At 72.1% G+C, this 25,515-nt stretch carries 27 protein-coding genes; 4 read left to right on the top strand and 23 right to left on the bottom strand.

What is annotated here, in order from left to right; translation table 11 throughout:
• The 5 genes from tsaE to ACZDYF_RS03410 form a co-directional block, all read right to left on the bottom strand.
• Window positions 1–660, bottom strand: a complete 660-nt coding sequence (tsaE, locus tag ACZDYF_RS03430) for a tRNA (adenosine(37)-N6)-threonylcarbamoyltransferase complex ATPase subunit type 1 TsaE (protein WP_204808021.1) — start codon at window positions 658–660, stop codon at window positions 1–3.
• Window positions 657–2,078 (bottom strand): alanine racemase, encoded by a 1,422-nt coding sequence (gene alr / locus ACZDYF_RS03425; RefSeq protein WP_475053372.1) that lies wholly within the window; start codon window positions 2,076–2,078, stop codon window positions 657–659. The genes tsaE and alr overlap by 4 nt, the downstream gene beginning before the upstream one ends.
• Before the next feature lie 91 nt (window positions 2,079–2,169).
• Window positions 2,170–3,168, bottom strand: coding sequence for a pseudouridine synthase (locus tag ACZDYF_RS03420; protein WP_475053368.1), 999 nt, complete (start codon window positions 3,166–3,168; stop codon window positions 2,170–2,172).
• A gap of 58 nt (window positions 3,169–3,226) precedes the next feature.
• A complete protein-coding gene (locus ACZDYF_RS03415) occupies window positions 3,227–3,940 on the bottom strand; it encodes a nucleoside/nucleotide kinase family protein (protein ID WP_475053365.1) in 714 nt (237 codons plus the stop codon).
• 63 nt (window positions 3,941–4,003) lie between these two features.
• On the bottom strand, window positions 4,004–5,686 hold the full coding sequence (locus ACZDYF_RS03410) for a bifunctional ADP-dependent NAD(P)H-hydrate dehydratase/NAD(P)H-hydrate epimerase (protein ID WP_475053362.1): 1,683 nt from the start codon (window positions 5,684–5,686) through the stop codon (window positions 4,004–4,006).
• A 92-nt stretch (window positions 5,687–5,778) separates the two neighbouring features.
• Between ACZDYF_RS03410 and ACZDYF_RS03405 the strand changes: the two genes are divergently transcribed.
• A complete protein-coding gene (locus ACZDYF_RS03405) occupies window positions 5,779–6,831 on the top strand; it encodes a TIGR03560 family F420-dependent LLM class oxidoreductase (RefSeq protein ID WP_475053359.1) in 1,053 nt (350 codons plus the stop codon).
• 127 nt (window positions 6,832–6,958) lie between these two features.
• Here ACZDYF_RS03405 and ACZDYF_RS03400 read toward each other — a convergent pair whose 3' ends face one another.
• Both ACZDYF_RS03400 and glmS read right to left on the bottom strand, forming a co-directional pair.
• Complete coding sequence (locus ACZDYF_RS03400) at window positions 6,959–7,309, bottom strand: holo-ACP synthase (RefSeq protein WP_191791501.1); 351 nt, start codon at window positions 7,307–7,309, stop codon at window positions 6,959–6,961.
• A 117-nt stretch (window positions 7,310–7,426) separates the two neighbouring features.
• On the bottom strand, window positions 7,427–9,292 hold the full coding sequence (glmS, locus tag ACZDYF_RS03395; protein WP_475053356.1) for a glutamine--fructose-6-phosphate transaminase (isomerizing): 1,866 nt from the start codon (window positions 9,290–9,292) through the stop codon (window positions 7,427–7,429).
• Between the two features lie 205 nt (window positions 9,293–9,497).
• Between glmS and coaA the strand changes: the two genes are divergently transcribed.
• Entirely contained in the window at window positions 9,498–10,445 is a 948-nt protein-coding gene (gene coaA / locus ACZDYF_RS03390) for a type I pantothenate kinase (protein WP_475054587.1), read from the top strand.
• Window positions 10,446–10,457: 12 nt separating this feature from the next.
• Here the strand turns inward: coaA and ACZDYF_RS03385 are convergent, their stop codons facing one another.
• The 7 genes from ACZDYF_RS03385 to ACZDYF_RS03355 form a co-directional block, all read right to left on the bottom strand.
• Window positions 10,458–11,213: a DedA family protein gene (locus tag ACZDYF_RS03385; protein ID WP_475053353.1), complete on the bottom strand. Its 756-nt coding sequence runs from the start codon at window positions 11,211–11,213 to the stop codon at window positions 10,458–10,460.
• 305 nt (window positions 11,214–11,518) lie between these two features.
• A complete protein-coding gene (locus tag ACZDYF_RS03380; RefSeq protein WP_400274520.1) occupies window positions 11,519–12,205 on the bottom strand; it encodes a peptide deformylase in 687 nt (228 codons plus the stop codon).
• On the bottom strand, window positions 12,202–13,566 hold the full coding sequence (glmM, locus tag ACZDYF_RS03375) for a phosphoglucosamine mutase (protein ID WP_191791505.1): 1,365 nt from the start codon (window positions 13,564–13,566) through the stop codon (window positions 12,202–12,204). The genes ACZDYF_RS03380 and glmM overlap by 4 nt, the downstream gene beginning before the upstream one ends.
• Before the next feature lie 153 nt (window positions 13,567–13,719).
• Window positions 13,720–14,208, bottom strand: coding sequence for a 30S ribosomal protein S9 (gene rpsI, locus ACZDYF_RS03370; protein WP_138825522.1), 489 nt, complete (start codon window positions 14,206–14,208; stop codon window positions 13,720–13,722).
• 46 nt (window positions 14,209–14,254) lie between these two features.
• Window positions 14,255–14,698: a 50S ribosomal protein L13 gene (rplM, locus tag ACZDYF_RS03365; protein WP_030151909.1), complete on the bottom strand. Its 444-nt coding sequence runs from the start codon at window positions 14,696–14,698 to the stop codon at window positions 14,255–14,257.
• A gap of 266 nt (window positions 14,699–14,964) precedes the next feature.
• A complete protein-coding gene (gene trhO / locus ACZDYF_RS03360) occupies window positions 14,965–15,924 on the bottom strand; it encodes an oxygen-dependent tRNA uridine(34) hydroxylase TrhO (RefSeq protein ID WP_475053349.1) in 960 nt (319 codons plus the stop codon).
• Between the two features lie 116 nt (window positions 15,925–16,040).
• Window positions 16,041–17,756 carry an ABC-F family ATP-binding cassette domain-containing protein gene (locus ACZDYF_RS03355; protein WP_191791509.1) on the bottom strand — a complete coding sequence of 572 codons (1,716 nt, stop codon included), beginning with the start codon at window positions 17,754–17,756 and terminating at the stop codon, window positions 16,041–16,043.
• Between the two features lie 223 nt (window positions 17,757–17,979).
• Here ACZDYF_RS03355 and ACZDYF_RS03350 point away from each other — a divergent pair, with 223 nt between their 5' ends.
• A complete protein-coding gene (locus ACZDYF_RS03350) occupies window positions 17,980–18,378 on the top strand; it encodes a DUF5709 domain-containing protein (protein ID WP_475053344.1) in 399 nt (132 codons plus the stop codon).
• A 3-nt stretch (window positions 18,379–18,381) separates the two neighbouring features.
• Here the strand turns inward: ACZDYF_RS03350 and truA are convergent, their stop codons facing one another.
• Entirely contained in the window at window positions 18,382–19,296 is a 915-nt protein-coding gene (gene truA / locus ACZDYF_RS03345) for a tRNA pseudouridine(38-40) synthase TruA (RefSeq protein WP_475053341.1), read from the bottom strand.
• A 34-nt stretch (window positions 19,297–19,330) separates the two neighbouring features.
• Here truA and ACZDYF_RS03340 point away from each other — a divergent pair, with 34 nt between their 5' ends.
• Window positions 19,331–20,116, top strand: a complete 786-nt coding sequence (locus ACZDYF_RS03340) for an ROK family protein (protein ID WP_191791515.1) — start codon at window positions 19,331–19,333, stop codon at window positions 20,114–20,116.
• Between the two features lies 1 nt (window position 20,117).
• On the opposite strand, the gene ACZDYF_RS03335 is transcribed toward ACZDYF_RS03340, so the two are convergent.
• The 8 genes from ACZDYF_RS03335 to map form a co-directional block, all read right to left on the bottom strand.
• Window positions 20,118–20,837, bottom strand: a complete 720-nt coding sequence (locus tag ACZDYF_RS03335) for an alpha/beta fold hydrolase (protein ID WP_475053338.1) — start codon at window positions 20,835–20,837, stop codon at window positions 20,118–20,120.
• 148 nt (window positions 20,838–20,985) lie between these two features.
• Window positions 20,986–21,531, bottom strand: a complete 546-nt coding sequence (rplQ, locus tag ACZDYF_RS03330; RefSeq protein WP_191791518.1) for a 50S ribosomal protein L17 — start codon at window positions 21,529–21,531, stop codon at window positions 20,986–20,988.
• Window positions 21,532–21,587: 56 nt separating this feature from the next.
• Window positions 21,588–22,607 (bottom strand): DNA-directed RNA polymerase subunit alpha, encoded by a 1,020-nt coding sequence (locus tag ACZDYF_RS03325; protein WP_030151917.1) that lies wholly within the window; start codon window positions 22,605–22,607, stop codon window positions 21,588–21,590.
• Between the two features lie 154 nt (window positions 22,608–22,761).
• Window positions 22,762–23,166 (bottom strand): 30S ribosomal protein S11, encoded by a 405-nt coding sequence (rpsK, locus tag ACZDYF_RS03320; RefSeq protein ID WP_030151918.1) that lies wholly within the window; start codon window positions 23,164–23,166, stop codon window positions 22,762–22,764.
• Between the two features lie 103 nt (window positions 23,167–23,269).
• Entirely contained in the window at window positions 23,270–23,644 is a 375-nt protein-coding gene (rpsM, locus tag ACZDYF_RS03315; protein WP_030151919.1) for a 30S ribosomal protein S13, read from the bottom strand.
• 213 nt (window positions 23,645–23,857) lie between these two features.
• The gene (gene rpmJ, locus ACZDYF_RS03310; protein ID WP_009740505.1) at window positions 23,858–23,971 is read right to left on the bottom strand and encodes a 50S ribosomal protein L36; all 114 of its coding nucleotides are present in this window, start codon (window positions 23,969–23,971) and stop codon (window positions 23,858–23,860) included.
• Between the two features lie 85 nt (window positions 23,972–24,056).
• Complete coding sequence (gene infA / locus ACZDYF_RS03305; protein ID WP_012867920.1) at window positions 24,057–24,278, bottom strand: translation initiation factor IF-1; 222 nt, start codon at window positions 24,276–24,278, stop codon at window positions 24,057–24,059.
• A 397-nt stretch (window positions 24,279–24,675) separates the two neighbouring features.
• Window positions 24,676–25,512, bottom strand: coding sequence for a type I methionyl aminopeptidase (map, locus tag ACZDYF_RS03300; RefSeq protein ID WP_364078160.1), 837 nt, complete (start codon window positions 25,510–25,512; stop codon window positions 24,676–24,678).
• Between the last annotated feature and the right edge of the window lie 3 nt (window positions 25,513–25,515).

Genomic DNA, 25,515 nt, shown 5'->3' with positions numbered 1-25,515 from the left:
CTACTGATCCGTAGGCCGGTGCGCGGCCAGGTCCTGGGCCGAGCCACCGGCGGCCGGGTCCGCAGCGGCGTGCTCCGCAGCGGCCTCGACCGCCGCACGCAGCCCGTCGGCGAGGCGAGCGACCTCGGCCCACCGGTCGCCCAGGGCCCGCACGGTCACGTGCCGGACGCCGGCCTCGGGCGACTCGTCCTCGTCGTCCGGGTCGATCGGCTCGTCGGTCTCGCCGGACCGGGCCGCCTCGTGCGTGGCAGACGTGTCGACACCACCCCGAGGGCGCTCGATCGTGATCTCCAGGCGGTCCTCCGCGAGCGACTCCACGAGGTCCTGCCCCCACTCGACGACCGTGACCGACTCGTCGAGGCTCGCGTCGAGGTCGAGGGCCTCGACCTCGTCGAGCGAGCCGAGCCGGTAGGCGTCGACGTGGACCAGGTACGGGCCGTCCGCGAGCGGAGGGTGGACGCGCGCGATGATGAAGGTCGGCGACGCGACCTGGCCGCGCACCCCCAGCCCCGTGCCGATGCCCTGCGTCAGCGTCGTCTTGCCCGCGCCCAGGTCGCCCGTGAGCATCACGAGGTCCCCCGCGCGCAGCTCGCGCGCCAGCGCCAGGCCGAACGCACGGGTCGCGTCCGCGTCGGGCAGGTCGAAGGTCAGGTCGGTCATGACAGCCACTCCTGGTCGTCGTGCGTGCGCTCACGCAGCGTGTGGTCCTGTGCGCGGTCCGGCCGCACCGCGGCAGGCGTCCCGAGGTCGCCGGACGCACCTGTGGTTGAATCCGCCGTCGGGCCCGACGCGCCCCCGTCCCGGTAGACGCGCGGTACGCGGGCCCCCAGGCGCGTCGTGATCTCGTAGCTGATGGTCCCGGCGGCCAGCGCCCAGTCCTCGGCGGTCGGCGCTCCGCCGCGCGCGAGGCCCGTGCCGGGTCCGAACAGCGTCACGACGTCACCGGCCTGCTCTGCGGCGTACGGGCCCAGGTCCAGCACGAACTGGTCCATGCAGACCCGCCCCGCGACGTGCAGGACGCGGCCCGTGCCGTCGACCCCGCCCGCCTCGTCGACCGGGCCGCCGACCAGCACCGGCCCGCCCGGCCGCTCGGGCAGCGCGCCCGACGCGTGCCGCGGGATGCCGTCCGCGTACCCCAGGGGCACCACGCCGAGGACCGTCGCCTGCGACGTCGTGTAGGCGTGCGCGTACGACACGCCCTGGCCCTCCGGGACGCGCTTGACCGTCGCGAGCTCGGCCTCGAGCGTCATGGCCGGGGTCAGGCCGAAGTCGTCGGACGTCCCGAGCTGCGGGACCGGCGAGAGGCCGTACACCGCGAGACCCGGACGAACGAGGTCGTAGTGCACGCGCGGGTTCGTCAGGGTCGCCGCGGAGTTCGCGAGGTGGCGCACCTCGAACCGGGCGCCTGCGCTCTCGGCCGTGCGGACCGCCTCGTCGAAGACCTCGACCTGGCGCAGGACGGTCGGGTGTTCGGGCTCGTCCGCGAACGCGAAGTGCGACCAGATCCCGACGACGCTCAGCACGCCCTCGGCCTCGGCCCGCAGCGCGGCGTCGAGCGCCGCAGGAAGCTGGTCCGGCACGATCCCGTTGCGGCCCAGCCCCGTGTCGATCTTGAGGTGCGCGCGGGCCGGGCGACCGGCCGCGCGCGCCGCCTCGGCGAGCTCCTCGAGGGCCCACACGGAGGCGACCGAGACGTCGATGTCGGCCTCGACCAGCGCCTGGAGCGGCGCGCCCGGCGCGTACAGCCACGTCAGGATGCGCGCCTGGTCGGGGCGGACACCCGCGGCACGCAGCGCGAGCGCCTCGGAGACCTGGGCCGTGCCGAGCCACGTGGCACCGCCCGCGAGCGCCGCGCGGGCGCTCGGCAGCAGGCCGTGACCGTAGGCGTCGGCCTTGACGACGGCCATGACCTGCGCGGTGCTCGCGCGGGACGCGAGCGCCTCGACGTTCGAGCGGATCGCGCCCAGGTCGATCACGGCGCGCGCGGGGAAGTAGTCGGCGGGGCGTGGCGCACCGGCCGCCGTGAGAGGGGTGACGTCGTCCGCGGATCCGTGCCTGGGGTCGCTGAAGGGGCTCACGGTCACCGATTCTCTCACCGGTTCCTTCACCCGCCTGCGGGGGCACCGCCGGCGGTGACGCATCTCCCCGCCGACGGCGACGCCGTCGGGCCTACGGCCACTCCTGGAGGGGGCGCGTGGTCTCGAACCGCCGCTGCTTCCCGCTGAGCGGGTCGACGAACTCGATCGAGCGCGAGACGAGCTGGAGGGGCCGACCGAAGTCGTCGGGGCGAACGTCGTAGAACGTCGGGTAGAAGTTGTCGTGCAGGATCGGCAGACCGAGCGAGTTCATGTGCAGCCGGAGCTGGTGGGTCTTGCCGGTGTGCGGCGTCAGGCGGTAGAGGCCGAGCGTGCTGGGTTCCCCCTGACCCGAGCCGACCGCGACCTCCCGCGTGTCCAGGAGCTCGACGAGGCTCTCGGAGTTCGGCTCGCCGGGCACCTCGAACGCACGCATGACGCCGCGCTCCTTGTGGATGCGGCTGCGCACGACACGCGGGAGCTCGAGCCCCGGGTCGACGCCCGCGACGGCCTCGTAGACCTTGGTCACGCGACGCTCGGCGAAGAGCGTCTGGTACGGACCGCGGACCTCGGGTCGTACGGTCAGTACCAGGACCCCGCCGGTGACGCGGTCGAGGCGGTGGGCGGGCGAGAGCTCGGGCAGGTCGAGGTCTCGGCGCAGCCGCACGAGCGCGGACTCCGCGATGAACGCCCCCCGCGGGATGCTCGCCAGGAAGTGCGGCTTGTCGACCACGACCAGGTCGTCGTCCTGGTACAGGATCTCGATCTCGAAAGGTACGCGCGTCTCGACGGGCGGGTCCCGGTAGAGGAAGACGCGCGCGTGCTGCGCGAAGGGCGTCTCGGCGGTCACGGGTCGGCCCAGGTGGTCGACGACCTCGCCCGCGTCGACCTTCTCCCGCAGGCGCGGCTCGTCGTCGGGGAAGCGGTGGATCAGGTGGTCGAGGACGGTCTCCCACCGGGGCGTCCCCTCGCTGCCGTCACCGTTCCCCGGCAGGACGACGCGCGTCGCGTTGAGCCCGTCCCGCACGGGCAGCGGCTGGAACGGGATCCGTCGGCGACGCGGCGGGACACGGGGGGTCGTCGGGGTGGGCACGGCCACCACGGTAGCCGTTGCCCCCGAGCAGGGTGTCCGCGCGGGACGGGGGCGGTGCTCAGGGATGCACGACGACGTCGGCCCGGTCCCGCGTCGAGGCCACCAGCCGGGCGTTGGTCTCGTCGGAGCCGAGCACCCAGTCCCGCGCGGCAGCGAGCGACCTGCCGTGCCGGACGTGCCGGGCCACGAGACGCTCGACCCGGGTCTCGTCGGGAAGCTCCACGAACCACACCTCGTCGAGGAGTCCGCGTACCGCGTTCCAGCGCCCCTCGTCGTGGCCCTCGCCGAGCAGCAGGTAGTTGCCCTCCGTGAGCACGAGCTCGACGTCGGGCGTCACGGGGATCGACCCGGCGACGGGCTCCTCGAGGTCCCGGTCGAACGCCGGGGCGTAGACCGTGGCTCCCGGGCGCGGCGACCGGAGCCGTTCGAGGAGCGCCACGAAACCGTGCGCGTCGAACGTGTCCGGTGCCCCCTTCCGGTCGCGGCGCCCCAGTCGCCCGAGCTCCACGTCGGCGAGGTGGAACCCGTCCATCGGCACGACGACGGCGCGCACCGCCGGCGCCCCGGAGACCGGGTGCGCGAGCGACGCGAGGACCTCGCCGGCGAGCGTCGACTTGCCGGCTCCCGGCGCACCCGCGACCCCGACGAGCACCCGCACGGGACCGCCCGGTCCCTGCGCACGCCGTGCCGTGTCGACGAGCGACCGGCACCGCGCCGCGAGGGCAGCCGCGACGTCACCCTCGACCACGACCTGCTCACCCTCGATCGGCATGCGTCGCCCTCTCGTCTCGTCACCCTCGGCGGGCTCGCGTGTAGCCCTCGGCGGCTGAGACCGTCACCCTCGGCGGAGCAGCTCCGCGACCACGCCCGGCAGCGCCTCTGCGACGTCCAGCGCCGCGACGGGTCCCCCCGGGTTCGCCCGGGCGCCCGCCCACCCGTGGACCGTAGCAGCCGCAGCAGCGAGCTCTGCCGCCAGGCCGGGCTCCTGCACCACACGCTCGCTGTACGCCGCCAGCAGGGCACCCAGAAGACCCGTGAGGACGTCTCCTGCCCCGGCCGTCGCGAGCCACGCGGGTCCGTCGGCCTGCGACCACGCCCCGGCCGGACCGACCACCACGGTCGCCGCCCCCTTGAGCAGCACGGTCGCGCCCGTGAGGTCGTGCGCCCTGCGCGCCCAGCGCACCGGCTCTGCCTCGACGCCCGCGCGGTCGACGTCCTCGCCCCGCGCTCGCAGGAGCGCCGCGAGCTCCCCCGCGTGCGGCGTCAGGACGACCGACGCCGGACAGCGGTCCGGGAGCAGCGACAGGGCCCCGGCGTCGACCACGGCCGGTACCCGCGGTCCCGCCACGTCCTCGGCCAGCACCCCGCACGCGACCGCGAGCGCGTACCGGGTCCGCTCGTGCTGCCCGGCGTCCGCGCTCTGCCCGCCGTCCCCGTTCCCGCCGCCGTCCCGTGCGCCACCTCGCTCCTCCGCCGCCGGGATCCCGGAGCCGAGCGCCCACGCCTGCACCCTGCCCTCGGCGGGCACGGCCTCGGGGCGCGCCGAGACGACGACGTGAGCGACGTCGTCGGGCCCGCGATAGCGGACCATGCCCGCGCCCGCGCGGACCGCTGCCGTGACGGCCAGGACCGCCGCGCCCGGGAAGGTGGGCGTGCCGGCGACGACGCCCAGGACACCGCGCGTGTACTTCTGGTCGGTCGGACCGGGGACGGGCCACAGGCGAGCGACGTCGGCGCGCTCGAGGCGCCGCACCACCGGGCCGCGCGCACCACCGACGTCCTCGAGCCCGACGTCGACGAGCGTCACGACCCCGGCGAGATGCGTCGCGGGGGGCAGCAGCAGCCCGGGCTTGAGCGCGCCGAACGTGACCGTCCGGTCGGCGGGGAGCACCGGCCCGGGGACCGAGCCGTCGTCGACCCCGATGCCGCTCGGCGTGTCGACCGCGACGACCCACGGGCCCCCGTTCCCCGACCCGGCCGGAGGCACCCGCCCCACAGCCCTGCGCGACCGCCGCGACCGCTCGTCCACGAGAGCCCCGACCAGCTCCCCTGCCAGGCCACGCAGCGGCCCGCTCGCGCCGATCCCGACCAGCCCGTCGACGACCACGTCGGCCGCGAGGACCGTGTCCAGGACCTGCGACCAGCGAGCGCGCACGGCCGGTGCCGTCAGGTCGAGCACCCGCCCGCCCGCGCGACGCAGGGCCGCCACCCCCTCGGCGTGCGGATGCTCGCTCGTGCACACCGCCTCGACCGCGACGCCGCGCCGCGCCAGGTACGCCCCCGCGAACAGCGCGTCGCCGCCGTTGTTGCCCGAGCCCACGAGGAGCACGACCCCTCGACCGGTCACGCGCCGAGGTCGCGCTGCGCCGTCGGGCGTCCCGCTGTGCGGGCCGCGCCGAAGGTCCTGCGCCACGACGGTCGCGAGTGCGAACGCGGCCCGTTCCATGAGCGGGACCCCGCGGTCGAGCAGCGGCTCCTCCGCAGCGCGGATCTGGGCGGCGGTGAACGCTTCGATCATGGGCCCATCCTGCCCCGCCGCCACGCTCCCCGCCGGACCACCGGCGCACCGGACCCGGCGCGCCCGCGGTCTCCCGGGCTAGATTGGCGACCATGCGATTCGGACTCTTCATCCCGCAAGGCTGGCGCCAGGACCTCGTCGGCATCGACCCTTCCGAGCAGTGGGAGACCATGCGCTCCCTCGCGCGCCACGCGGACACCGCACTGGCCGGCGAGCGCCTCCCGGGTGCGCGCCACGCGTGGGAGTCGGCGTGGGTCTACGACCACTTCCACACCGTGCCCGAGCCCACGGGCGAGGCCACGCACGAAGCCTGGACGCTCATGGCCGCGTTCGCTGCCTCGACCGAGCGCGTGCGTCTGGGCCAGATGTGCACGTGCATCGCCTACCGCAACCCCGCCTACCTCGCGAAGGTCGCCGCGACCGTCGACATCGTGAGCGGCGGCCGCACCGAGATGGGCATCGGCGCCGGCTGGTACGAGCACGAGTGGCGTGCCTACGGCTACGGCTTCCCCGGCGCGGGCGCGCGCCTGGGCGCGCTCGACGAGGGCGTGCAGGTCATGGAGCAGATGTGGCGCACGGGTTCCGCGACGCTCGACGGCACGTACTTCCAGGTCGACGGCGCACTGTGCCACCCGCAGCCCCTCCAGGTCCTCGACGGCGTGGGGCCGGACGGCGCCGACGCCCCGAGCATCCCGCTGTGGATCGCGGGCGGCGGCGAGAAGAAGACGCTGCGCATCGCGGCCCAGCACGCGCAGTACACGAACTTCGACGGCCGGCTCGAGGGCTTCACGCACAAGTCGGAGGTGCTGCGCGGGCACTGCGAGGCGATCGGGCGCCCCTTCGAGGAGATCACGCGCTCGTCCAACTACAACGTGGTCATCGGGGCGACCGAGGCCGACGTCGAGGACCGCCTGCGGTGGATCGGCGAGCACTACGCGAAGACCGTCCCCGCGAAGGCCGAGGAGACCGTGGCCGACTTCCGCTCGGGCCCGCTCGTCGGTACGCCCGAGCAGATCGTCGAGAACCTGCGCAAGCTCGAGGGCGCGGGCATGACGTACGCGATCACGTACTTCGCGGAGGCCGCGTACGACCGCACCGGCCTCGAGCTGTTCGAGCGCGAGGTCATCCCGGCCCTGCAGGGCTGAGCCGCTCTCCGGCCCGTGCCGGCGGCGGGCTCGGTGCCGAGCATGCGGTTGGCGTTCGTCTCGACGTGTTTCACGACGCCAACCGCATGGTCGACCGACACGAACCGCATGCTCGACGGCGGACCCCTCAGCCCTCCGCGACCACCATGGCCGACGCGATCCCCGCGTCGTGCGAGATCGACAGGTGGAACGTCGCGATCCCCAGCTCCGTGGCCCGCGCCTGGACCGTCCCCGAGATCTCGACCTGGGGCGCTCCCCCGACGACCCGGTGCACCGTCGCGTCCTGCCAGCGCATGCCGCCGGGCGCACCGAGCGCCTTCGCGATGGCCTCCTTGGCGGCGAACCGGGCCGCGAGCGACGAGGGGGGCAGGTCCCGCTCGGCCGGGGTGAACAGCTTTTCGCGCAGGCGCGGCGTGCGTTCGAGCGTGTCCATGAACCGCGCGACGTCGACCACGTCGATACCCACCCCGATGATCATGCGCTCACCCTATGCGCTGGCGCCGGCCTGCCGAGGGCCGCGAGGGCCCGGCCTCGGACGCCGGAAGCCCGCCGTGCGCGGGCACGGCGGGCTTCCGTCGGAGAGCGGGACGGCCGTCTACTCGACCGTGACCGACTTCGCGAGGTTGCGTGGCTGGTCGACGTCGAGCCCCTTGGCCGTGGCGAGGGCCATGGCGAAGATCTGCAGCGGGACGACCGCGAGCAGCGGCGACATGAGGGTGGGCGACTGCGGGATCCAGAAGATCTCGTCGGCGTACGGCAGCACCGCGTCGTCGCCGTCCTCGGCGATCACGAGGGTCCGCGCGCCGCGCGCCCGGATCTCCTGGATGTTGGAGACGACCTTGGAGTGCAGCGAGTCGCGCCCGCGCGGCGAGGGCACGACGACGAACACCGGCTGCCCCTCGTCGATGAGCGCGATGGGACCGTGCTTGAGCTCGCCCGCGGCGAAGCCCTCGGCATGGATGTACGCGAGCTCCTTGAGCTTGAGCGCGCCCTCGAGCGCGACGGGGAACCCGACGTGACGCCCCAGGAAGAGGACCGACGTCGCGTCCTTCATGGAGCGCGCCACGGCGCTGACGTACTCGCCGCGCTCGATGACGGTCTGGATCTTGCGGGGCATCTCGCGCAGGTCGTCGAGGATCTCGCGGATCTCGTCGGGGAACTTGTTGCCGCGCAGCTGCGCGAGGTAGAGGCCCAGGAGGTAGGCCGCGGTGATCTGCGACAGGAACGCCTTGGTCGAGGCGACGGCGATCTCGGGCCCGGCGTGCGTGTACAGGACGGCGTCGGACTCGCGCGGGATGGTCGACCCGTGCGTGTTGACGATCGAGATGACCTTGGCGCCCTGCTCGCGCGCGTGGCGCACGGCCATGAGCGTGTCCATGGTCTCGCCGGACTGCGTGACGGCGACGACGAGCGTCTTCTCGTCGACGATCGGGTCGCGGTAGCGGAACTCGTGGGCGAGCTCGACCTCGACGGGGATGCGGCACCAGTGCTCGATCGCGTACTTCGCGACGTGCCCCGAGTAGGCGGCGGTGCCGCACGCGACGACGATGATCTTGTCGACGGTCCGCAGCACGGCCTCGTCGATCCTCAGGTCGTCGAGGACGAGGCGGCCCTCGGCGTCGGTGCGCCCGAGCAGGGTGTCGCCCACGGCGTGCGGCTGGTCGTGGATCTCCTTGTCCATGAAGGACGTGAAGCCGCCCTTCTCGGCGGCTGCGGCGTCCCAGTCGACCGTGAAGCGCGTGGCCTCGGCGGGCTTGCCGTGGAAGTCGACGACCTCGACGCTGTCCGGGGTGATGGTGACGATCTGGTCCTGGCCGAGCTCGAGCGCCTCCTTGGTGGACGCGATGAACGCGGCGACGTCGGAGCCGAGGAAGTTCTCTCCGTCCCCGAGCCCGACGACGAGCGGCGAGTCGTGCCGGGCGCCGACGACGGTGGTCGGGGCGTCCGCGTGGACGGCGAGCAGGGTGAACGTGCCTTCGAGCTGGCGGGCGACGTAGGCCATGGCCTCGGTCAGGTCCCCCGTGCGGCGGTAGGCGCGGGCGAGGAGCTGGGCGGCGACCTCGGTGTCGGTCTCGGAGAGGAACGTGGCGCCGTCGGCGAGCAGGGACTCGCGAAGTCCGCTGTAGTTTTCGATGATCCCGTTGTGGATCACGGCGAGGCGACCGTCGTCGGCGAGGTGGGGGTGCGCGTTGGTGTCGTTCGGGGCGCCGTGCGTCGCCCATCGGGTGTGCCCGATCGCCGCGGAGGCCGCGGGCAGCGGGTGCGCCTGGAGCTCGTCGACGAGCTTGACGAGCTTTCCGGACTTCTTGGCCGTCGCGACGTCCGTCTGGTCAGGCGCGACGAGCGCGACCCCGGCCGAGTCGTAGCCGCGGTACTCGAGCCTGCCGAGTCCTTCGAGGACGACGTCGAGGGGTCGCCCCGACGCTTCAGGAGGGCCTGCGTAACCCACGATTCCACACATGGTCTCGGAGTCTAGCCGGACGTCCTGGAGGCTTCGCAGCCGCGACATCTCGCGGTTCTTTGTTAGCGGTCCGGCCTGTTCGTGTTCACGGTGCGGCCCGACGTCCGGCAGAATCGTCCGAGTGGTTCCTCCCTCCGACCTGCCCGTCCCTCCGCTCGAGGGCGCTCCCGCGACCGATCAGGACGCCTCGCCCGGGTCCAGGCGCCTGCCCGACCTCTCGACGGCGTCCCCGTACGTCGATCTGGACCGTTCAGCGTGGAGCAGGCTCTCCGAGTCGACGCCGCTGCCGCTGACGGACGCCGACGTCGTCAAGCTCCGCGGCCTGGGCGACCCGATCGACCTGGCGGAGGTCGACGCCATCTACCGCCCCATCTCGCGGCTGCTCAACCTCTACGTGACGGCGACGAGCGGCCTGCACGAGGCCACCTCGACGTTCCTGCGCGAGAGCTCGACCCGCACGCCGTACGTGATCGGGGTCGCGGGGTCGGTCGCCGTCGGCAAGTCGACGACGTCGCGCATCCTGCGCGAGATGCTCGCCCGCTGGCCGGAGACCCCCCGGGTCGAGCTCATCACGACCGACGGCTTCCTGTACCCGAACGCCGAGCTCGCACGCCGCGGGCTCATGGAGCGCAAGGGGTTCCCCGAGTCGTACGACCGGCGCGCCCTGATCCGGTTCCTGTCTCGCGTCAAGGCGGGAGCGCCCGAGGTCCGCAGCCCCGTGTACGACCACCTGACCTACGACATCGTCCCGGGGGCCGAGACTGTCGTCCGCCGACCGGACGTCCTCATCGTGGAGGGCCTCAACGTCCTCCAGCCGGCCCGTCCGGGACCGTCCGACGACCAGGCGGTCGCGGTGAGCGACTTCTTCGACTTCTCGATCTACGTCGACGCTCGCACGCGCAACATCCGCCAGTGGTACGTGGACCGGTTCCTGTCGCTGCGCCGGACGGCGTTCGCGCGCCCCGAGTCCTACTTCAAGCGCTACGCGACCCTCACGGACGAGGAGGCCGTCGAGAAGGCCAAGTCGATCTGGGACTCGATCAACGCGCCGAACCTGGAGGAGAACATCCTGCCGACGCGGGGGCGCGCGACTCTCGTGCTGACGAAGGGCTCGGACCACTCGGTCCAGCGCGCCCGCCTGCGCAAGGTCTGAGCGGGCCGGAGGTCAGGAGGCGCGACGGACCACGCTCGGGTCGTCCTCCGCGCCCGACGACGTCGCTGGGGTCGGGTCGGTCGGCTCGCCGTGGATCGGGGTGGCGCCGGCTGCGTCCTGGACGGCTTGCCGAGCGGCCTCCCGGGCCCGGCGCCTGCGTGCCATGGCGTTCATGACGCGGTCGACGATCACGCCGGACAGCACACCCATGACGACGCCGATGACCATGGCGAGCAGCGGCTGGTGCCCGAGCCACTGCGCTGCCACGAGCCCGATGAGCACCGAGTAGAGGGCCCAGGTGACGGCGGCCAGGCCGGAGTAGGCCATGAAGCGGCGGCGGGGGTATCCCACGGCGCCTGCGGTCATGTTGACCGCGACCCGCCCGATCGGGACGTAGCGGGCCGCCAGGATGAAGGCTGCGCCGCGCGCCTTGAGCGCCTGGTCGGCCCACGCGACCGCCTTGCGGCCGCGCACGGTCCGCAGGAAGCGGATGCGCTCGGTCCCGATCCCGCGGCCCAACGAGTAGGCGATCTGGTCGCCCGTCCAGGCTCCTGCGGCAGCGATGACCAGGACGAGCACGAGGTTCGGGTTCCCCGAGGCGCTGGCCGCGACGGCGAGCGTGATGACGACCGACTCGCTGGGGATCGGCGGGAAGAATCCGTCGATCGTCGCGAAGGCGTACAGGGCGGGGTAGATCCATGCGGACGCCGCGAGTGCGAGGACCCAGATCTCCAGGTTCTCCAAGAAGGTCGAAACGGCCTCGATCACGGGTCCTCTGTTCGTCGGTCGGCGGGGCGGACCAGGCTGGTCACCGGCTGGTCACAGGCATCGTGTCGACGCCTGTGACCAGCCTACGGATACGGAGGCCCGACACCATCGGGGAAACCCCCCAGTCTGCCCTGATGTCGACCCCCACCTTCCGAGGACGATTCTGCCGGATCGTCAGGCCGGTCACGTCATCCTCCGGAGGGAGATCCACCCCTAGGGAGGTCCCCCGCAGGGATGCTGTGACGTCCTCCGGACGATGTGTTCCGTGCTCCGGGCGTGCGTTCCGTGCTCCGGCCCCCGCGACGTCAGGGCAGCCGGAAGCCCAGCGCCTCGGACGCCTCGGTGGGGTCCGGGGTGCCACCCCAGTACCGCATCATGTTGTCGTTCGAGGAGAGCGACCGCAGCTCCGCGTGGTCGAGGTAGAGCTCGCCCCGCAGGTGGTCGGTCTCGTGCTGGACGATCCGCGCGGGCCATCCCGTCAGGACCTCGTCCACGGGCGCACCGTGCTCGTCCTGCCCGGTCAGGCGTACGGACCGGTGCCGCGCGACGACGGCCTGCCACCCGCTGACGCTCAGGCAGCCTTCGAAGAAGGACCGCCGTTCGTCGTCCGCCGCGGTGTAGGACGGGTTGACGAGCACCCGGAACGGCACGGGGTACCGCTCCCGGAGGTCCGCGTCCTCGGGGTCGGTGACGCCCGCGTCCTGGACCACGGCGACCGCGAGCCCTAGCCCGACCTGCGGGGCGGCGAGGCCGACGCCCGGGGCCGCGTGCATCGTCGTGCGCATCGCCTCGACCAGCCGGGGGAAGAGGTCCCCGAGCTGCCCGGTGTACGCCAGGGCGGGACGGCGCAGGACGGGGTGCCCGGCCTGCACGATGGGCAGCACGCCGTCGTCGTACCGTGCGAGGTGCGCCGCGACCTGGTCCCTCAACGACTCGTCGACGGGACCGGCGAACCCGCCTCCCGGCCCGGGGGCGGCAGGTCGACCCGTCACAGGGCCAGCCGGTCCCGGACGACGCCCGCGAGGGACTCGGCGACGGCGTCCGCCGTGGCCTGCGTCGCTGCCTCGACCATGACCCGCACGAGCGGCTCGGTGCCCGAGGAGCGCAGGACCACGCGCCCGGTCTCGCCGAGACGCTCCTCGGCGGCCGCGACGGCCTCCTGGAGCACCTCGTCGGTCGCGGTCCGCGCCTTGTCCACGCCGCGCACGTTGAGCAGCGTCTGGGGCAGCTTGGGCACGGCGCCCGCGAGGTCGGCCAGCTTGGCGCCGGACTCCTGGATGCGCGCGGCGAGCTGGAGCGCGGTCAGCACGCCGTCGCCCGTCGTGGCGAACTGGGACAGGATGATGTGGCCCGACTGCTCGCCACCGAGCGTGTACCCCTTGGCACGCATCTCCTCGAGCACGTAGCGGTCGCCGACCCCGGTCTGGACCGTGCGGATCCCGGCCTCGCGCATCGCGAGGATCAGGCCGAGGTTGCTCATGACGGTCACGACGAGCGTGTCGTCGGCGAGGCGGCCCTTGTCCTTCTCGGCGAGCGCGAGCACGCCCATGATCTGGTCCCCGTCCACGAGGACGCCGCGGTGGTCGACCGCGATGCAGCGGTCCGCGTCGCCGTCGAACGCGACACCGAAGTCCGCCTCTGACGCCACGACGACGGCCTGGAGCTGCTCGGGGTGGTTGGACCCGCACTTCTCGTTGATGTTGCGCCCGTCGGGGCTCGCGTTCATCACGACGACGTCAGCGCCTGCGGCACGCAGCGCGGCAGGTCCGACGTCGCTCGCGGCGCCGTTCGCGCAGTCGACCGCGATCCGCAGGCCGGAGAGCGGGAGCGCGTCCCCGGTCGCCCCGATGCTCGCGATGAGGTGCTCGACGTAGTCGGCACCGGCGCTCCCGGTGTCTCGGCGCACGCGGCCGACCTCGGCGCCGAGCGGGCGGTCCCACTCGGCGTGGAGCTGGCGCTCCATCTCGTCCTCGAGCGAGTCCTCGAGCTTGATGCCGCCGCGGGCAAGGAACTTGATGCCGTTGTCGGCCATCGGGTTGTGCGAGGCCGAGATCATCACGCCGAAGTCCACGTCGAGCGTGCTCGTGAGGAACGCGACGGCCGGGGTCGGCAGGACGCCGACGTCGAGCACGTTGACCCCGGCGCTCGCGAGGCCCGCGGTCACCGCCGCGCCCAGGAACTCGCCCGAGGCACGCGGGTCTCGCCCGATCACGGCACGCGGACGGTGCCCGTCGGGTTGTCCGGTGCGTCCCAGCACGTTCGCGGCAGCCACGCCCAGGCCGAGCGCGAGCTCGGCCGTGACGTCCCTGTTCGCCAGCCCCCGCACGCCGTCGGTGCCGAACAGTCGTCCCATGAGTTTTCCTCCCTCAACGGGACGGTACAGGCACCAGGGCCTGCCCCGCCCCCGCTGCGAGCCGACCGGTCCGGTCGCTCGTCAGCATCCCTGACAAAAGACGACGGCCCCGGTGGACTGTGTCCACCGGGGCCGTCGTGCGCAAGCGCTGGATCAGCGCTTGGAGTACTGCGGAGCCTTACGGGCCTTCTTGAGCCCGGCCTTCTTGCGCTCGACGACGCGTGCGTCGCGAGTCAGGAAGCCGGCCTTCTTGAGTGCCGGGCGGTTGTGCTCGGCGTCGATCTCGTTGAGCGCACGGGCGATGCCGAGACGCAGGGCGCCGGCCTGGCCGGACGTGCCACCACCGTTGATGCGGGCGATGACGTCGAAGCGACCCTCGACGTCGACCAGCTTCAGCGGGGAGTTCACGAGCTGCTGGTGCACCTTGTTGGGGAAGTACCCCTCGAGGGTGCGGCCGTTGATCTTCCACTGGCCGGTGCCGGGCACCAGGCGCACGCGGGCGATGGCCTCCTTGCGACGGCCCAGGGCCTGCGCGGGGGCGGTGATGCTCTGGCCACGGCCCGTGGGGGCTGCGCTCTCAGAGGTGTAGTTGCTGGGAGTCTCTTCGTCCAGCACGTCGATGTCGACGGTGGTCTCGGCCACTGGTGTGTCCTCGCGTCCTAAGTTCTCGTCTACGAGCAGGCGGAGCCTACTGCGCGACCTGGGTGATCTCGAAAGTCTTCGGCTGCTGCGCGGCGTGCGGGTGCTCAGAGCCTGCGTAGACCTTGAGCTTGCCGAACTGGGCGCGGCCGAGCGAGGTCTTGGGGATCATGCCGCGGACGGCCTTCTCCACAGCACGCTCGGGGTGCTTCTCCAGCAGGTCGCTGTACGCGACCGCCCGAAGACCACCCGGGTAACCGGAGTGGGTGTAGGCAAGCTTCTGCTCGCGCTTGTTGCCGGTCAGGGCGACCTTGCCGGCGTTGATGACGATGACGAAGTCACCGCCGTCGACGTGCGGAGCAAAGGTGGCCTTGTGCTTGCCACGGAGCAGGGTCGCCACGTGGGTGGCGAGACGGCCCAGGACGACGTCGGTCGCGTCGATGACGTACCAGTCACGCTGGACGTCGCCGGGCTTCGGGGTGTACGTACGCACGGTCGTAGCCTTCGTTTCGTGTCTTCGGTGTCTTCGGCGCAGGAGCCTGCGTCCGACAAGTCGTTTGGCCTTCGGTTGACTGCTGTCCAGGTCACGGAGCGAGTGGGCGCACAAGTGACGAGATACCGAAGGGGAAGCACAACGACTCAACAGACTACCTGGACGGCCCGTGCAGGGTCAAAACATGCTGCGTCACACCGAGGGCGGTGAGGCCCCTCGGTGAGCAGCGTGCCCGACGGCGCACGCACGGGCGCCAGAGCGCCGGTTCAGGCGGTTGCCCGGTGGTGGTCGTGGGAGAGGTCGGTGGTCGCGCCTTCCCGAGGACGAGGATACGCGCCGGGGCGCAGGTCGGCACACGCGTCGCACTGGAGCGTGCGCGCGACGCCCGCGCAGTCGGCGCAGAACAGGCGCAGCGTCTGGCAGCCCGGGTCGACGCAGTTCTCGTACTTGGCGGTCGGGCCGCCGCACTCGCTGCACGCGCCGAGCGGGACGGTCTCGGTCCCGAACTCGACGTGCATGCGCTCGTCGAACACGTAGAGCGACCCCTCCCACAGCCCCTGGTCGCCGAACGTCTCGCCGTAGCGAACGATCCCCCCGTCGAGCTGGTAGACCTCCTCGAAGCCGCGCGCGAGCATGAGCGAGGACAGGACCTCGCAGCGCACGCCGCCCGTGCAGTAGGTCACGACGGGGCGGCCCTTGAGGTCGTCGTACGCGCCCGAGTCGAGCTCGGCGACGAAGTCGCGGGTCGTCTCGACGTCGGGTACGACCGCACCACGGAACCTCCCGATCGCGGCCTCGAACGCGTTGCGGCCGTCGAAGAACACGACGTCCTCGCCACGCTCGGCCACGAGCTCGTGCAGCGCCTCGGGGTCGAGGCGAGCCCCGCCGTCGACCACGCCGTCCTGGTCGACGGTGAGCTCGTCGACCGCGCCGAAGCTCACGAGCTCGGGTCGTACCTTGACCGACAGGCGCGGGAAGTCGCGGCCCGTGCCGTCCGACCACTTGACGTCGATCCCCGCGAAGCCCGGGTACTGCTTGGTGGTCTTGACGTACTGCTTGAGGTTCTCGACCGTCCCGCCCAGCGTCGCGTTGATGCCGTGCTCGGAGACGATGACGCGTCCCGTCAGCCCCCACTGCTCCCCGAGGGAGCGTTGCCACAGCTGCACCGCGCGCGGGTCGGCGAGCGGTGTGAAGGCGTAGAAGAGGATGATCTTGGGGACGGCCATTGCTCCATTTTAGGAGCCCGACGGCGGCGCGCAGGTCGTGCTACCGGCCCGCCGCCGTGCGTGTGGCCTTCCTCACCGCACGCTCACCGCACGCCGCCGGGTCCGGCACCTGCCGGTCACCGCTGGCGCTTGACCCTCTCGACGTCCCAGACCGGTTCAGGAGTCTCGACGACGCGCCCGTCGGAGCCGAACACCACGAACCGGTCGAAGCCGCGCGCGAACCATCGGTCGTGCGTGACGGCCAGCACCGTGCCCTCGAACGCCGCGAGGCCCGACTCGAGCGCCTCGGCCGAGTGCAGGTCGAGGTTGTCGGTGGGCTCGTCGAGCAGCAGCAGGGTCGCTCCCCCGAGCTCGAGCAGCAGGATCTGGAAGCGCGCCTGCTGCCCACCCGACAGCGTCTCGAAGCGCTGCTCGGCCTGACCGACGAGCTCGTAGCGGTCGAGCGCCTTGCTCGCGGGCTCGCGGCCCATGCCGTCACGGGCGCCGTCGCCGCGGTGCAGGATCTCGAGGAGGGTGCGGCCCTCGAACTCGGGGTGGGCGTGGTTCTGCGCGAACCACCCCGGGCGCACCCGTGAGCCCAGCACGGCACGGCCGGTGTGGGCCACGGGCGGGACGATCGCGCCGTCGCCCGAGCCCGACGCGTCCCCGGCACCGTCGAGGACCGGACGGTGCTCGACGTCCGGGTCCGACCCACCGCGAGCGAGCAGGCGCATGAAGTGCGACTTGCCCGAACCGTTGGACCCCAGGATCGCGACGCGCTCGCCGAAGAAGACCTCGAGGTCGAACGGCGCCATGAGCCCCGTGAGCTCGAGCTGCTCGCACGTCACGGCCCGCTTGGCCGTGCGCCCGCCCGTGAGGCGGACCTTGACGTTCTGCTCGTGCGCCAGGACCTGCGGCGGGCCGGCCTCCTCGAACTTGCGCAGGCGCGTCTGGGCGGCCTGGTACCGGCTCGCGAGCCCGTCGTTGAAGGCCGCCTTGTTCTTGAGGGTGTTGACGAGGTCCTTGAGCTTGGCGTGCTCCTCCTCCCACCGGCGCAGGAGCTCCTCGAGGCGGCTCCGGCGGTCGGCCCGGGCCTCGGCATACGTCCCGAAGCCGCCGCCGTGGACCCAGATCGTGCCGCCGGCCGCCGTGGGCTCGACGGTCGCGACCTGGGTCGCGGTCCGGGCCAGGAGCTCGCGGTCGTGGCTGATGAAGAGCACGGTCTTGGGCGAGGCCGCGAGCTTCTCCTCGAGCCACCGCTTGGTGGGCACGTCGAGGTAGTTGTCGGGCTCGTCGAGGAGCAGCACCTCCTCGGGGCCGCGGAACAGTGCCGTGAGGACGAGACGCTTCTGCTCGCCGCCGGACAGCGTGCGGACCTCGCGGAACTGGGCCTGCTCGAACGGGATCGACAGCACCTCGTCCGTGACCTTGTCCCACTCGGCCTCGGCCTCGTACCCGCGCGCGTCGGCCCAGTCGGCGAGCGCCTGCGCGTAGCGCATCTGGGACGGGGTGTCGTCGACCGTCATGATGTCCAGCTCGGCCGCCGCGAGCTCGCGCGCGGCGTCGCGGATCGAGGGCTGCGCGAGGTCGACGAGCAGGTCACGGACCGTACGCTCGTCGTCGATGCGGCCCACGAACTGGCGCATCACGCCGAGCCCGCCGCTGCGTCCCACCGTGCCCCCGTGCGGGGAGAGGTCGCCCGCGACGATGCGCAGGAGCGTCGTCTTGCCGGCGCCGTTGGGCCCGACGAGGGCGACCTTGGCCCCGTCCGCGACGCGCAGGGTCGCCCCGGCGAGGAGGGGGCGCCCGTCGGGCAGGAAGTAGCTGATGTCGCTGATGTCGATGTGACCCACGGGCACATCCTCCCTGCCCGATGCCCTCGTTGACGATTCCTTTCGCCGACGGTGACGTACCTGACCGCCGACGGTGACGTCCACGCCTGCCCAGGGTGACCGCCTGCCGAGCGCACCGTCGCCCCCGGGGGCGCTCCGCCGTCGGGCAGCGCGCCCGGCCGTCACGGGCACGCGGAGTCCCACGCGGGCTGCGAGAACGCCTCCGCGGTGACAGTGTGGAGGGATGAGCGACGACACACCTGCCACCCGGACAGACCCCGCCCTCGGCACCGAGGGCGACTCCGACCAGCTCCAGCGCGACGACACCCTGGTCGACCGCGGCGTCGACGACGTGCTCGACGAGGGATACGCCCCGCCCGAGCGTGCGCCCCTGACCTACGCGCACCCCGAACGGCTCGAGGAGGACGGCGAGTCGCTCGACCAGCGCCTCGCCGAGGAGGAGCCCGAGGACTGGGAGACCGACCCGCTCGACCGGCCCGACACGACACGCTCGGGACGGCTCGTCGCGGACCCCGACGCGCTCGACGGCCGCGTCAACGACACCTACGCCGACGACGCCGGGATCGACGGTGCGGCGGCGAGCGCCGAAGAGGCCGCGATCCACATCGTCGAGGAGCCGTAGGGGCTACGGCGTCGGGGACGTCCCGGCCGCGTGCGGGGGCGCACCCGCGTCCCACACGTCCTCGTCCATGCGCACCGCACGGACGCGCTCGGCCCGGGCCGCGAGCTCGTCGTCGGGCGGGTAGGTGACCTCCTCGAGCACCAGGCCGTGCGGCGGGACGACGCCGGCGCCCGCGTCCCTGCGCCTCGCCGCCAGGACCTCGGCCGGCCACGAGACGGGGCGACGCCCCTCCCCCACGGCGACCGACGCCCCGACCAGCGCACGGACCATGTTGTGGCAGAACGCGTCCGCACGGACGTGCGCGACGACGAGCCCCGCGTCGGGCCCGCCGGTCGCCCGCTCCCAGGACAGGTGCTGCAGCTCGCGGATCGTGGTCGCGCCGGGCCGCGGCTTGCAGAACGCCGCGAAGTCCCGGACACCGAGCAGCGGCTGGAGCGCCTCGTGCATCGCGTCCGCGTCGAGCTGCTTGCGGTTCCACAGGACCCACTCGCGGCGCAGGGGGTCGCGCAGGGCGGGGTCGTCGACGATGCGGAACGTGTAGCTGCGGAACAGCGCCGAGAATCGCGCGTCGAACCCCTCAGGCGCAGGCGCCACCCGGTGGACCACGACGTCGCCGGGAAGCACCCCTCCGAGGCGCGCGACGAGCGCGTCACCAGGGGTGCGGTCTGAGCGGCCCGGCATCGCGTCCCACGCAGCCCGCGGCAGGTCGACGTGCGCGACCTGCCCGCGCGCGTGGACCCCCGCGTCGGTCCGGCCCGCGACGGTCAGGCGCGGCGGTTCGCCCCGCAGGATCTGTCCGAGCCCCTCCTCGAGGGCCCCTTCGACCGTCCGCAGGCCGGGCTGACGTGCCCACCCGGCGAAGGCCGTGCCCTGGTAGGCGAGGTCCAGGCGGACGCGGACCGGCTGCTCGTTCGTCACGTGCACCTACGCTAGCGCCCGTTACTGTGCTGACATGCCCGAACGCTCCTCCGGCCCCGACTCCCCCGAGCTGCGCACCCTCGCGGTGGACTGCGGCGGCGGCGGAATCAAGGCCAACGTGCTCGACGCCGCCGGGACCGCGCACGCGACCCCCGTCCGGGTCCCGACGCCGTACCCCCTGCCACCATCGCTCCTGGTCGACGTCGTCGCGCAGATCGCCGACCGCCTGCCGCCCGCGGACCGGGTCACGGTCGGCATGCCCGGCATGATCCGCCGCGGAGTCGTCGTGCACACCCCGCACTACATCACGCGCTCGGGGCCGCGCAGCAGGATCGACCCGGCCCTGGCCGAGCAGTGGGCCAGCTTCGACGTCCAGGCGGCCGTGGGCGAACGCCTCCGGATGCCCGCGCTCGTCCTCAACGACGCCGAGGTCCACGGGGCGGGGGTCGTCGCCGCGTCAGGACTCGAGCTCGTGCTCACGCTCGGGACCGGGCTGGGCTCGGCACTGTTCCACGGCGGACGTCTCGCACCGCACCTCGAGTGGTCGCACGCGCCCGTCCGGCGCGGCACGACGTACGACGAGTACGTCGGCGAGGTCGAGCGGCGGCGCCTAGGGAACGGCCTGTGGTCACGGCGCGTGGTCGCGCTCGTCGAGGGGCTGCGGCCCGTGTTCTGGTGGGACCGGCTCTACCTGGGCGGGGGCAACTCGCGCCAGATCACGCCGTCCGCGCTCGAACGCCTCGGCGACGACGTCGTGATCGTGCCCAACTCGGCGGCCCTCGTGGGCGGGGCAAGGGCCTGGGACCTGCCGCTCGCCTGACCTACCGGTCGAGCTCGCGGTGCGCCGCGAGGACCGCCCGGTTGAACGCGACAGGACGGTCGAGGCTCACGAGGTGCTTGGCACCCGGGATCACGACGAGCTCGGCCCGCGCGCCACCCGAGCGTGCCGCCGCGACGTACGCGCGCTCCCCGAGCCGGAAGTGGTCCCACCGCCCGTTGACGAACCACACGGGCGAGTCCGTCGCCGACAGCGCGGACAAGGGCGCCGTGCGTCCCACCTCGTCCAGGATCGCCGTCATGGTCGTCAGCGCGAACCCACCCGCCCCGATGTCCTCGATGCCCGCCGCAGGGAGCGTCCTGCGCACGAGCGCCTGGTTGAGCGCGGCACCGTTGTCGGGCAGCCTCTCGATCCGGTCCGCAGCGACGCGCCAGGCGACGCGCAGGCGCGACGCCGGCACCGTGCAACAGCTCGCAGCGACGAGCCCCACGACCTGCCCGGGGAACCGCGCACGGTGCTCGATCCCCACGTACCCGCCGAGCGAGAGCCCGACGACGAGCGCGCGGCCTCCCAGGCCGTCCATAGCCCCGGCGACGGTCGCCACCGCACCGTCGAGCGTGAACACCTCGTCCGTCCGCTCGCCGTGCCCGGGCAGGTCCACGGCCGAGGCCACGATGCCGGCACGATCCATGGCCTCGAGCTGCGCCCGCCACATCGTGCGGGACGTACGCGAACCATGGACGAACAGCACCGGCAGACCCATACGGACCAATCTAGGGGCCCGACGGCGCGCGCACCCGCACGACGGGCGCTCGGCCGGCGGGTACCCGCCAGCGGGTACGGCGAAGGGCCCGGCACCAGATGGTGCCGGGCCCTTCAGGAGGTGCCCGTCCGGCTGAGCCGGGGCGGGATCACTTCTCCTTCGAGTCCTTGGCGTCCTCGACGGGGGCGTCCTCCACGACGGGAGCGTCCTCGACGACGGGAGCGTCCTCGATCTTGGCGTCCTCGACGGGAGCGTCCTCGACCTTGGCAGCCTTGGGCTTGCTGGCCTTCTTCGCAGCCTTCTCGGCCTCGCGGACGACGGCCTGCTTGGGGCTGACGGGCTCGGTCACGAGCTCGATGACGGCCATGGGGGCGTTGTCGCCCTTGCGGTTGCCGACCTTCGTGATGCGCGTGTAGCCACCGTTGCGCTCCGCCATCTGCGGGGCGATCTCGGTGAACAGCGTGTGCACGACGGACTTGTCGCGGACGACGGTCATGACGCGGCGACGAGCCGCCAGGTCACCGCGCTTCGCGAACGTGATGAGGCGCTCGGCCACCGGGCGCAGGCGCTTGGCCTTGGTCTCGGTGGTCGTGATGCGGCCGTGCTCGAAGAGCTGCGTGGACAGGTTCGCGAGGATGAGACGCTCGTGAGCCGGGCCACCGCCGAGCCGCGGACCCTTGGTGGGGGTAGGCATTGATCTTGCTCCTTAGAAGTGGATCGTGCGTGCGGCCGAGCCGCGAGCACGGAAGGTCAGAACTGCTGCTGCCCGTCGGAGAACGTCGCCTCGTCCTCGTCGGCCTCGTAGTAGTCCGCCGTGGAGGGGTCGAAGTCCAGCGGCGAGTCCTTGAGGTTCAGGCCGAGCTCGGCGAGCTTCTCCTTGACCTCGTTGATGGACTTCGCGCCGAAGTTCCGGATGTCCAGCAGGTCTGCCTCGCTGCGAGCGACGAGCTCGCCGACCTGGTGGATGCCCTCGCGCTTGAGGCAGTTGTACGAGCGGATCGTGAGGTTGAGCTCCTCGATCGGGAGCGCGAGGTCCGCAGCGAGCGCGGCATCCGTCGGGGACGGGCCGATCTCGATGCCCTCGGCCTCGACGTTCAGCTCACGGGCGAGGCCGAAGAGCTCGACGAGCGTCTTGCCGGCCGAGGCCAGCGCGTCGCGCGGGGAGATCGCCTGCTTCGTCTCGACGTCGACGATCAGCTTGTCGAAGTCGGTGCGCTGCTCGACACGGGTCGCCTCGACCTTGTACGTGACCTTGAGGACCGGCGAGTAGATCGAGTCGACGGGAACACGGCCGATCTCGGCGTCGAAGGACTTGTTCTGGTTCGCGGAGACGTAGCCACGTCCACGCTCGACCGTCAGCTCGATCTCGAGCTTGCCCTTGTCGTTGAGGGTGGCGATGTGCAGGTCCGGGTTGTGGACCTCCACACCCGCCGGCGGGACGATGTCCGCGGCGGTGACCGCGCCAGCACCCTGCTTGCGCAGGTACATCACGACCGGCTCGTCGTTCTCCGAGGAGACCACGAGGTTCTTGATGTTGAGGATGATCTCGGTGACGTCTTCCTTGACACCGGCAACGGTGGTGAACTCGTGGAGGACACCGTCGATGCGGATCGAGGTCACTGCAGCGCCCGGGATGGACGAGAGCAGGGTGCGACGAAGCGAGTTGCCGAGGGTGTAGCCGAAGCCAGGCTCGAGCGGCTCGATGGAGAAGCGCGAACGGTTCTCCGAGATGACCTCTTCGGTCAGGGTGGGGCGCTGTGCGATCAGCACTGGTGTGTTCCTTTCGGTGTGCGTCCGCTATATGACGCATCACGGGCAACGCGTGCTCCTGGACGGGACTCTGTCCACCCGTCCAGGGTGCTGCGCCCGTCGTCGCGCCGGCCGGCAGGACCGGGGGCGACGCGACGACGAGCGGAGCAGAGGATCAGACGCGGCGACGCTTCGGGGGGCGGCAGCCGTTGTGAGCCTGAGGCGTGACGTCCTGGATCGAGCCGACCTCGAGGCCCGTCGCGGTGAGCGAACGGATCGCGGTCTCACGGCCGGAGCCGGGGCCCTTGACGAAGACGTCGACCTTCTTGACGCCGTGCTCCTGGGCGCGGCGGGCCGCGGACTCAGCAGCGAGCTGCGCGGCGAACGGGGTCGACTTGCGCGAGCCCTTGAAGCCGACGTGCCCGGCCGAGGCCCAGGCGATGACGGCACCGGTCGGGTCGGTGATCGACACGATCGTGTTGTTGAACGTGCTCTTGATGTGCGCCTGGCCGTGGGGGACGTTCTTCTTGTCCTTGCGGCGCGGCTTGCGGGCCGCGGTGGCGCGAGTCTTGGGAGGCATTTCTGGATCTTCTCCTGGTCTGAGGTGTTCGGACCGGGTCGGCGTGCGCCGCGCGGGTGAGCTCGAGGCTCAGGCGTGCTGCACGCGTTCCACGGACTACTGCTTAGCGGGCCTTCTTCTTGCCGGCCACGGTGCGCTTGGGTCCCTTGCGGGTACGCGCGTTGGTCTTGGTGCGCTGCCCGCGGACGGGCAGGCCACGGCGGTGACGCAGGCCCTCGTAGCAGCCGATCTCGACCTTGCGGCGAATGTCAGCAGCCACCTCACGGCGGAGGTCACCCTCGAGCTTGTAGTTGCCCTCGAGGTAGTCACGCAGCGCGACGAGCTCGGTGTCACCGAGGTCCTTCACGCGAACGTCCGGGGAGATCCCGGTGGCGGCCAGCGTCTGCTGGGCGCGGGTACGGCCGACGCCGTAGATGTAGGTGAGCGCGATCTCGAGCCGCTTCTCGCGGGGGAGGTCGACGCCGACAAGACGTGCCATGTGCCTTCCGGCTCCTGTTACTTCGTTCGGAGGTCTACCGCACCATCTTCCCGCGGAGCTGCGGGCCCCGGCCTCCGAGCCGGGGGTTCCCCTCAGTGGGCCTGTGCGGCCCGACCGTGAGGTTCGTGGTGGTGCGCTGGTTGGCACCCGAGGGTGCCGGCGATCGGTCCGCTCTCGCGGACCTGGATCACCGTGCGCCGGAGCGCCGGGGACTCAGCCCTGGCGCTGCTTGTGGCGCAGGTTCTCGCAGATCACCATGACGCGACCGTGCCGGCGAATCACCTTGCACTTGTCGCAGATCTTCTTGACGCTGGGCTTGACCTTCATCAGTCTGTTCCTCCGCCGCCGCACGCACGCGCGGGCGAACCCAGGCCTGCGGCAGCAGTTGTTTCGAGTGGTGGATTCTTGACGACTACTTGTAGCGGTAGACGATCCGGCCACGGGACAGGTCGTACGGGCTCAGCTCCACCACCACTCGGTCCTCGGGGAGGATCCGGATGTAGTGCTGTCGCATCTTGCCCGAGATGTGAGCCAGAACCTTGTGCCCGTTGGCCAGCTCCACGCGGAACATCGCGTTCGGCAGGGCCTCGACCACGCTGCCCTCGATCTCGATGACACCGTCCTTCTTTGCCATATCCTCCGCTAACTCTCGTCCGAACTGCTTCCCACGCACCCGTGCTCTACGAGGACCGGTGAGTGGACGTCGTGTGCATTCCGCCCTGCTGCCCGGTCGGTTGAACTCGAACAGGGAACGCGGACTACACCCAGCGGACTATCCTACGGCATTGATCCAGGAGAAGGAACCGGAGCCACTGTGCTGCCGGACACGTGGACGCCAGACGACCTCGTCGGCCCTCGCTGCGCGGACGTGAGGAGATCTGCGGAGGCCGCGCGGGAGCCCGCACGACGCGCCAGGCCCCTCCTGAACGGGGCCTGAGGGCCCGACGGCCGTGCTACCGCTCCCCCGGCACGTCGACGGCCCGTCCCCTGCCTGATGAGGCAAGGAACGGGCCGGTCGCCGAGGGCGAGGCTCAGACGTCGAGGGGGGCGACCGTCACGCCGAGCTCGGCGAGCTTTGCTGCGCCGCCGTCCGGGGCCGTCAGGACCCAGATGCCGTCCTCGAGGATCGCGACGCTGTGCTCCCAGTGCGCGGCACGCGCACCGTCGTCGGTCACGACCGTCCAGTCGTCCTCGAGCACCTGCGTGAACCGCTCGCCACGGGTCACCATGGGCTCGATCGCCAGGCACATGCCCGGCTTGAGCCGTGGCCCACGCTCGCGCGTGCGGTAGTTCAGGACGTCCGGCGGCTGGTGCATCGACGTCCCGATGCCGTGCCCCACGTACTCCTCGATGATCCCGTACGGGACGCCGTCCGCCGCTGCCGACGCCTCGATCGAGTCCTCGACCGCGTTGCCGACGTCCCCCAGGCGCTCCCCGGTCGCCAGGGCGGCGATGCCGGCCCAGAGCGCCCGCTCGGTCGCCTCGACGAGCGCGACGTCCGCCGGGTCTGCGTCGGGCAGGACGAACGAGAACGCGGAGTCCCCGTGCCATCCGTCGACGATCGCACCGCAGTCCACCGACACCACGTCGCCCGGGAGCAGCTCGCGCGTCCCCGGGATGCCGTGCACGACCTCGTCGTTCACGGACACGCACAGCGTCGCCGGGTAGCCGTGGTAGCCGAGGAACGACGGCGTCGCGCCGGCGTCACCGATCACGGCCGCGGCCAGCGCGTCCAGGTCCGCGGTCGTCATGCCCGGACGCACCGCCGAGCGGACCGTGGCGAGCGCGTCAGCGACCACCAGCCCCGCCCGGCGCATCGTGCGCACCTGGTCGACCGTCTTGTACTCGATCTTCTCGCGACCGAACACTTC

Source organism: Oerskovia sp. PE-21s (assembly GCF_056158145.1).
This window is presented reverse-complemented; position numbering and strand designations above follow the sequence as displayed.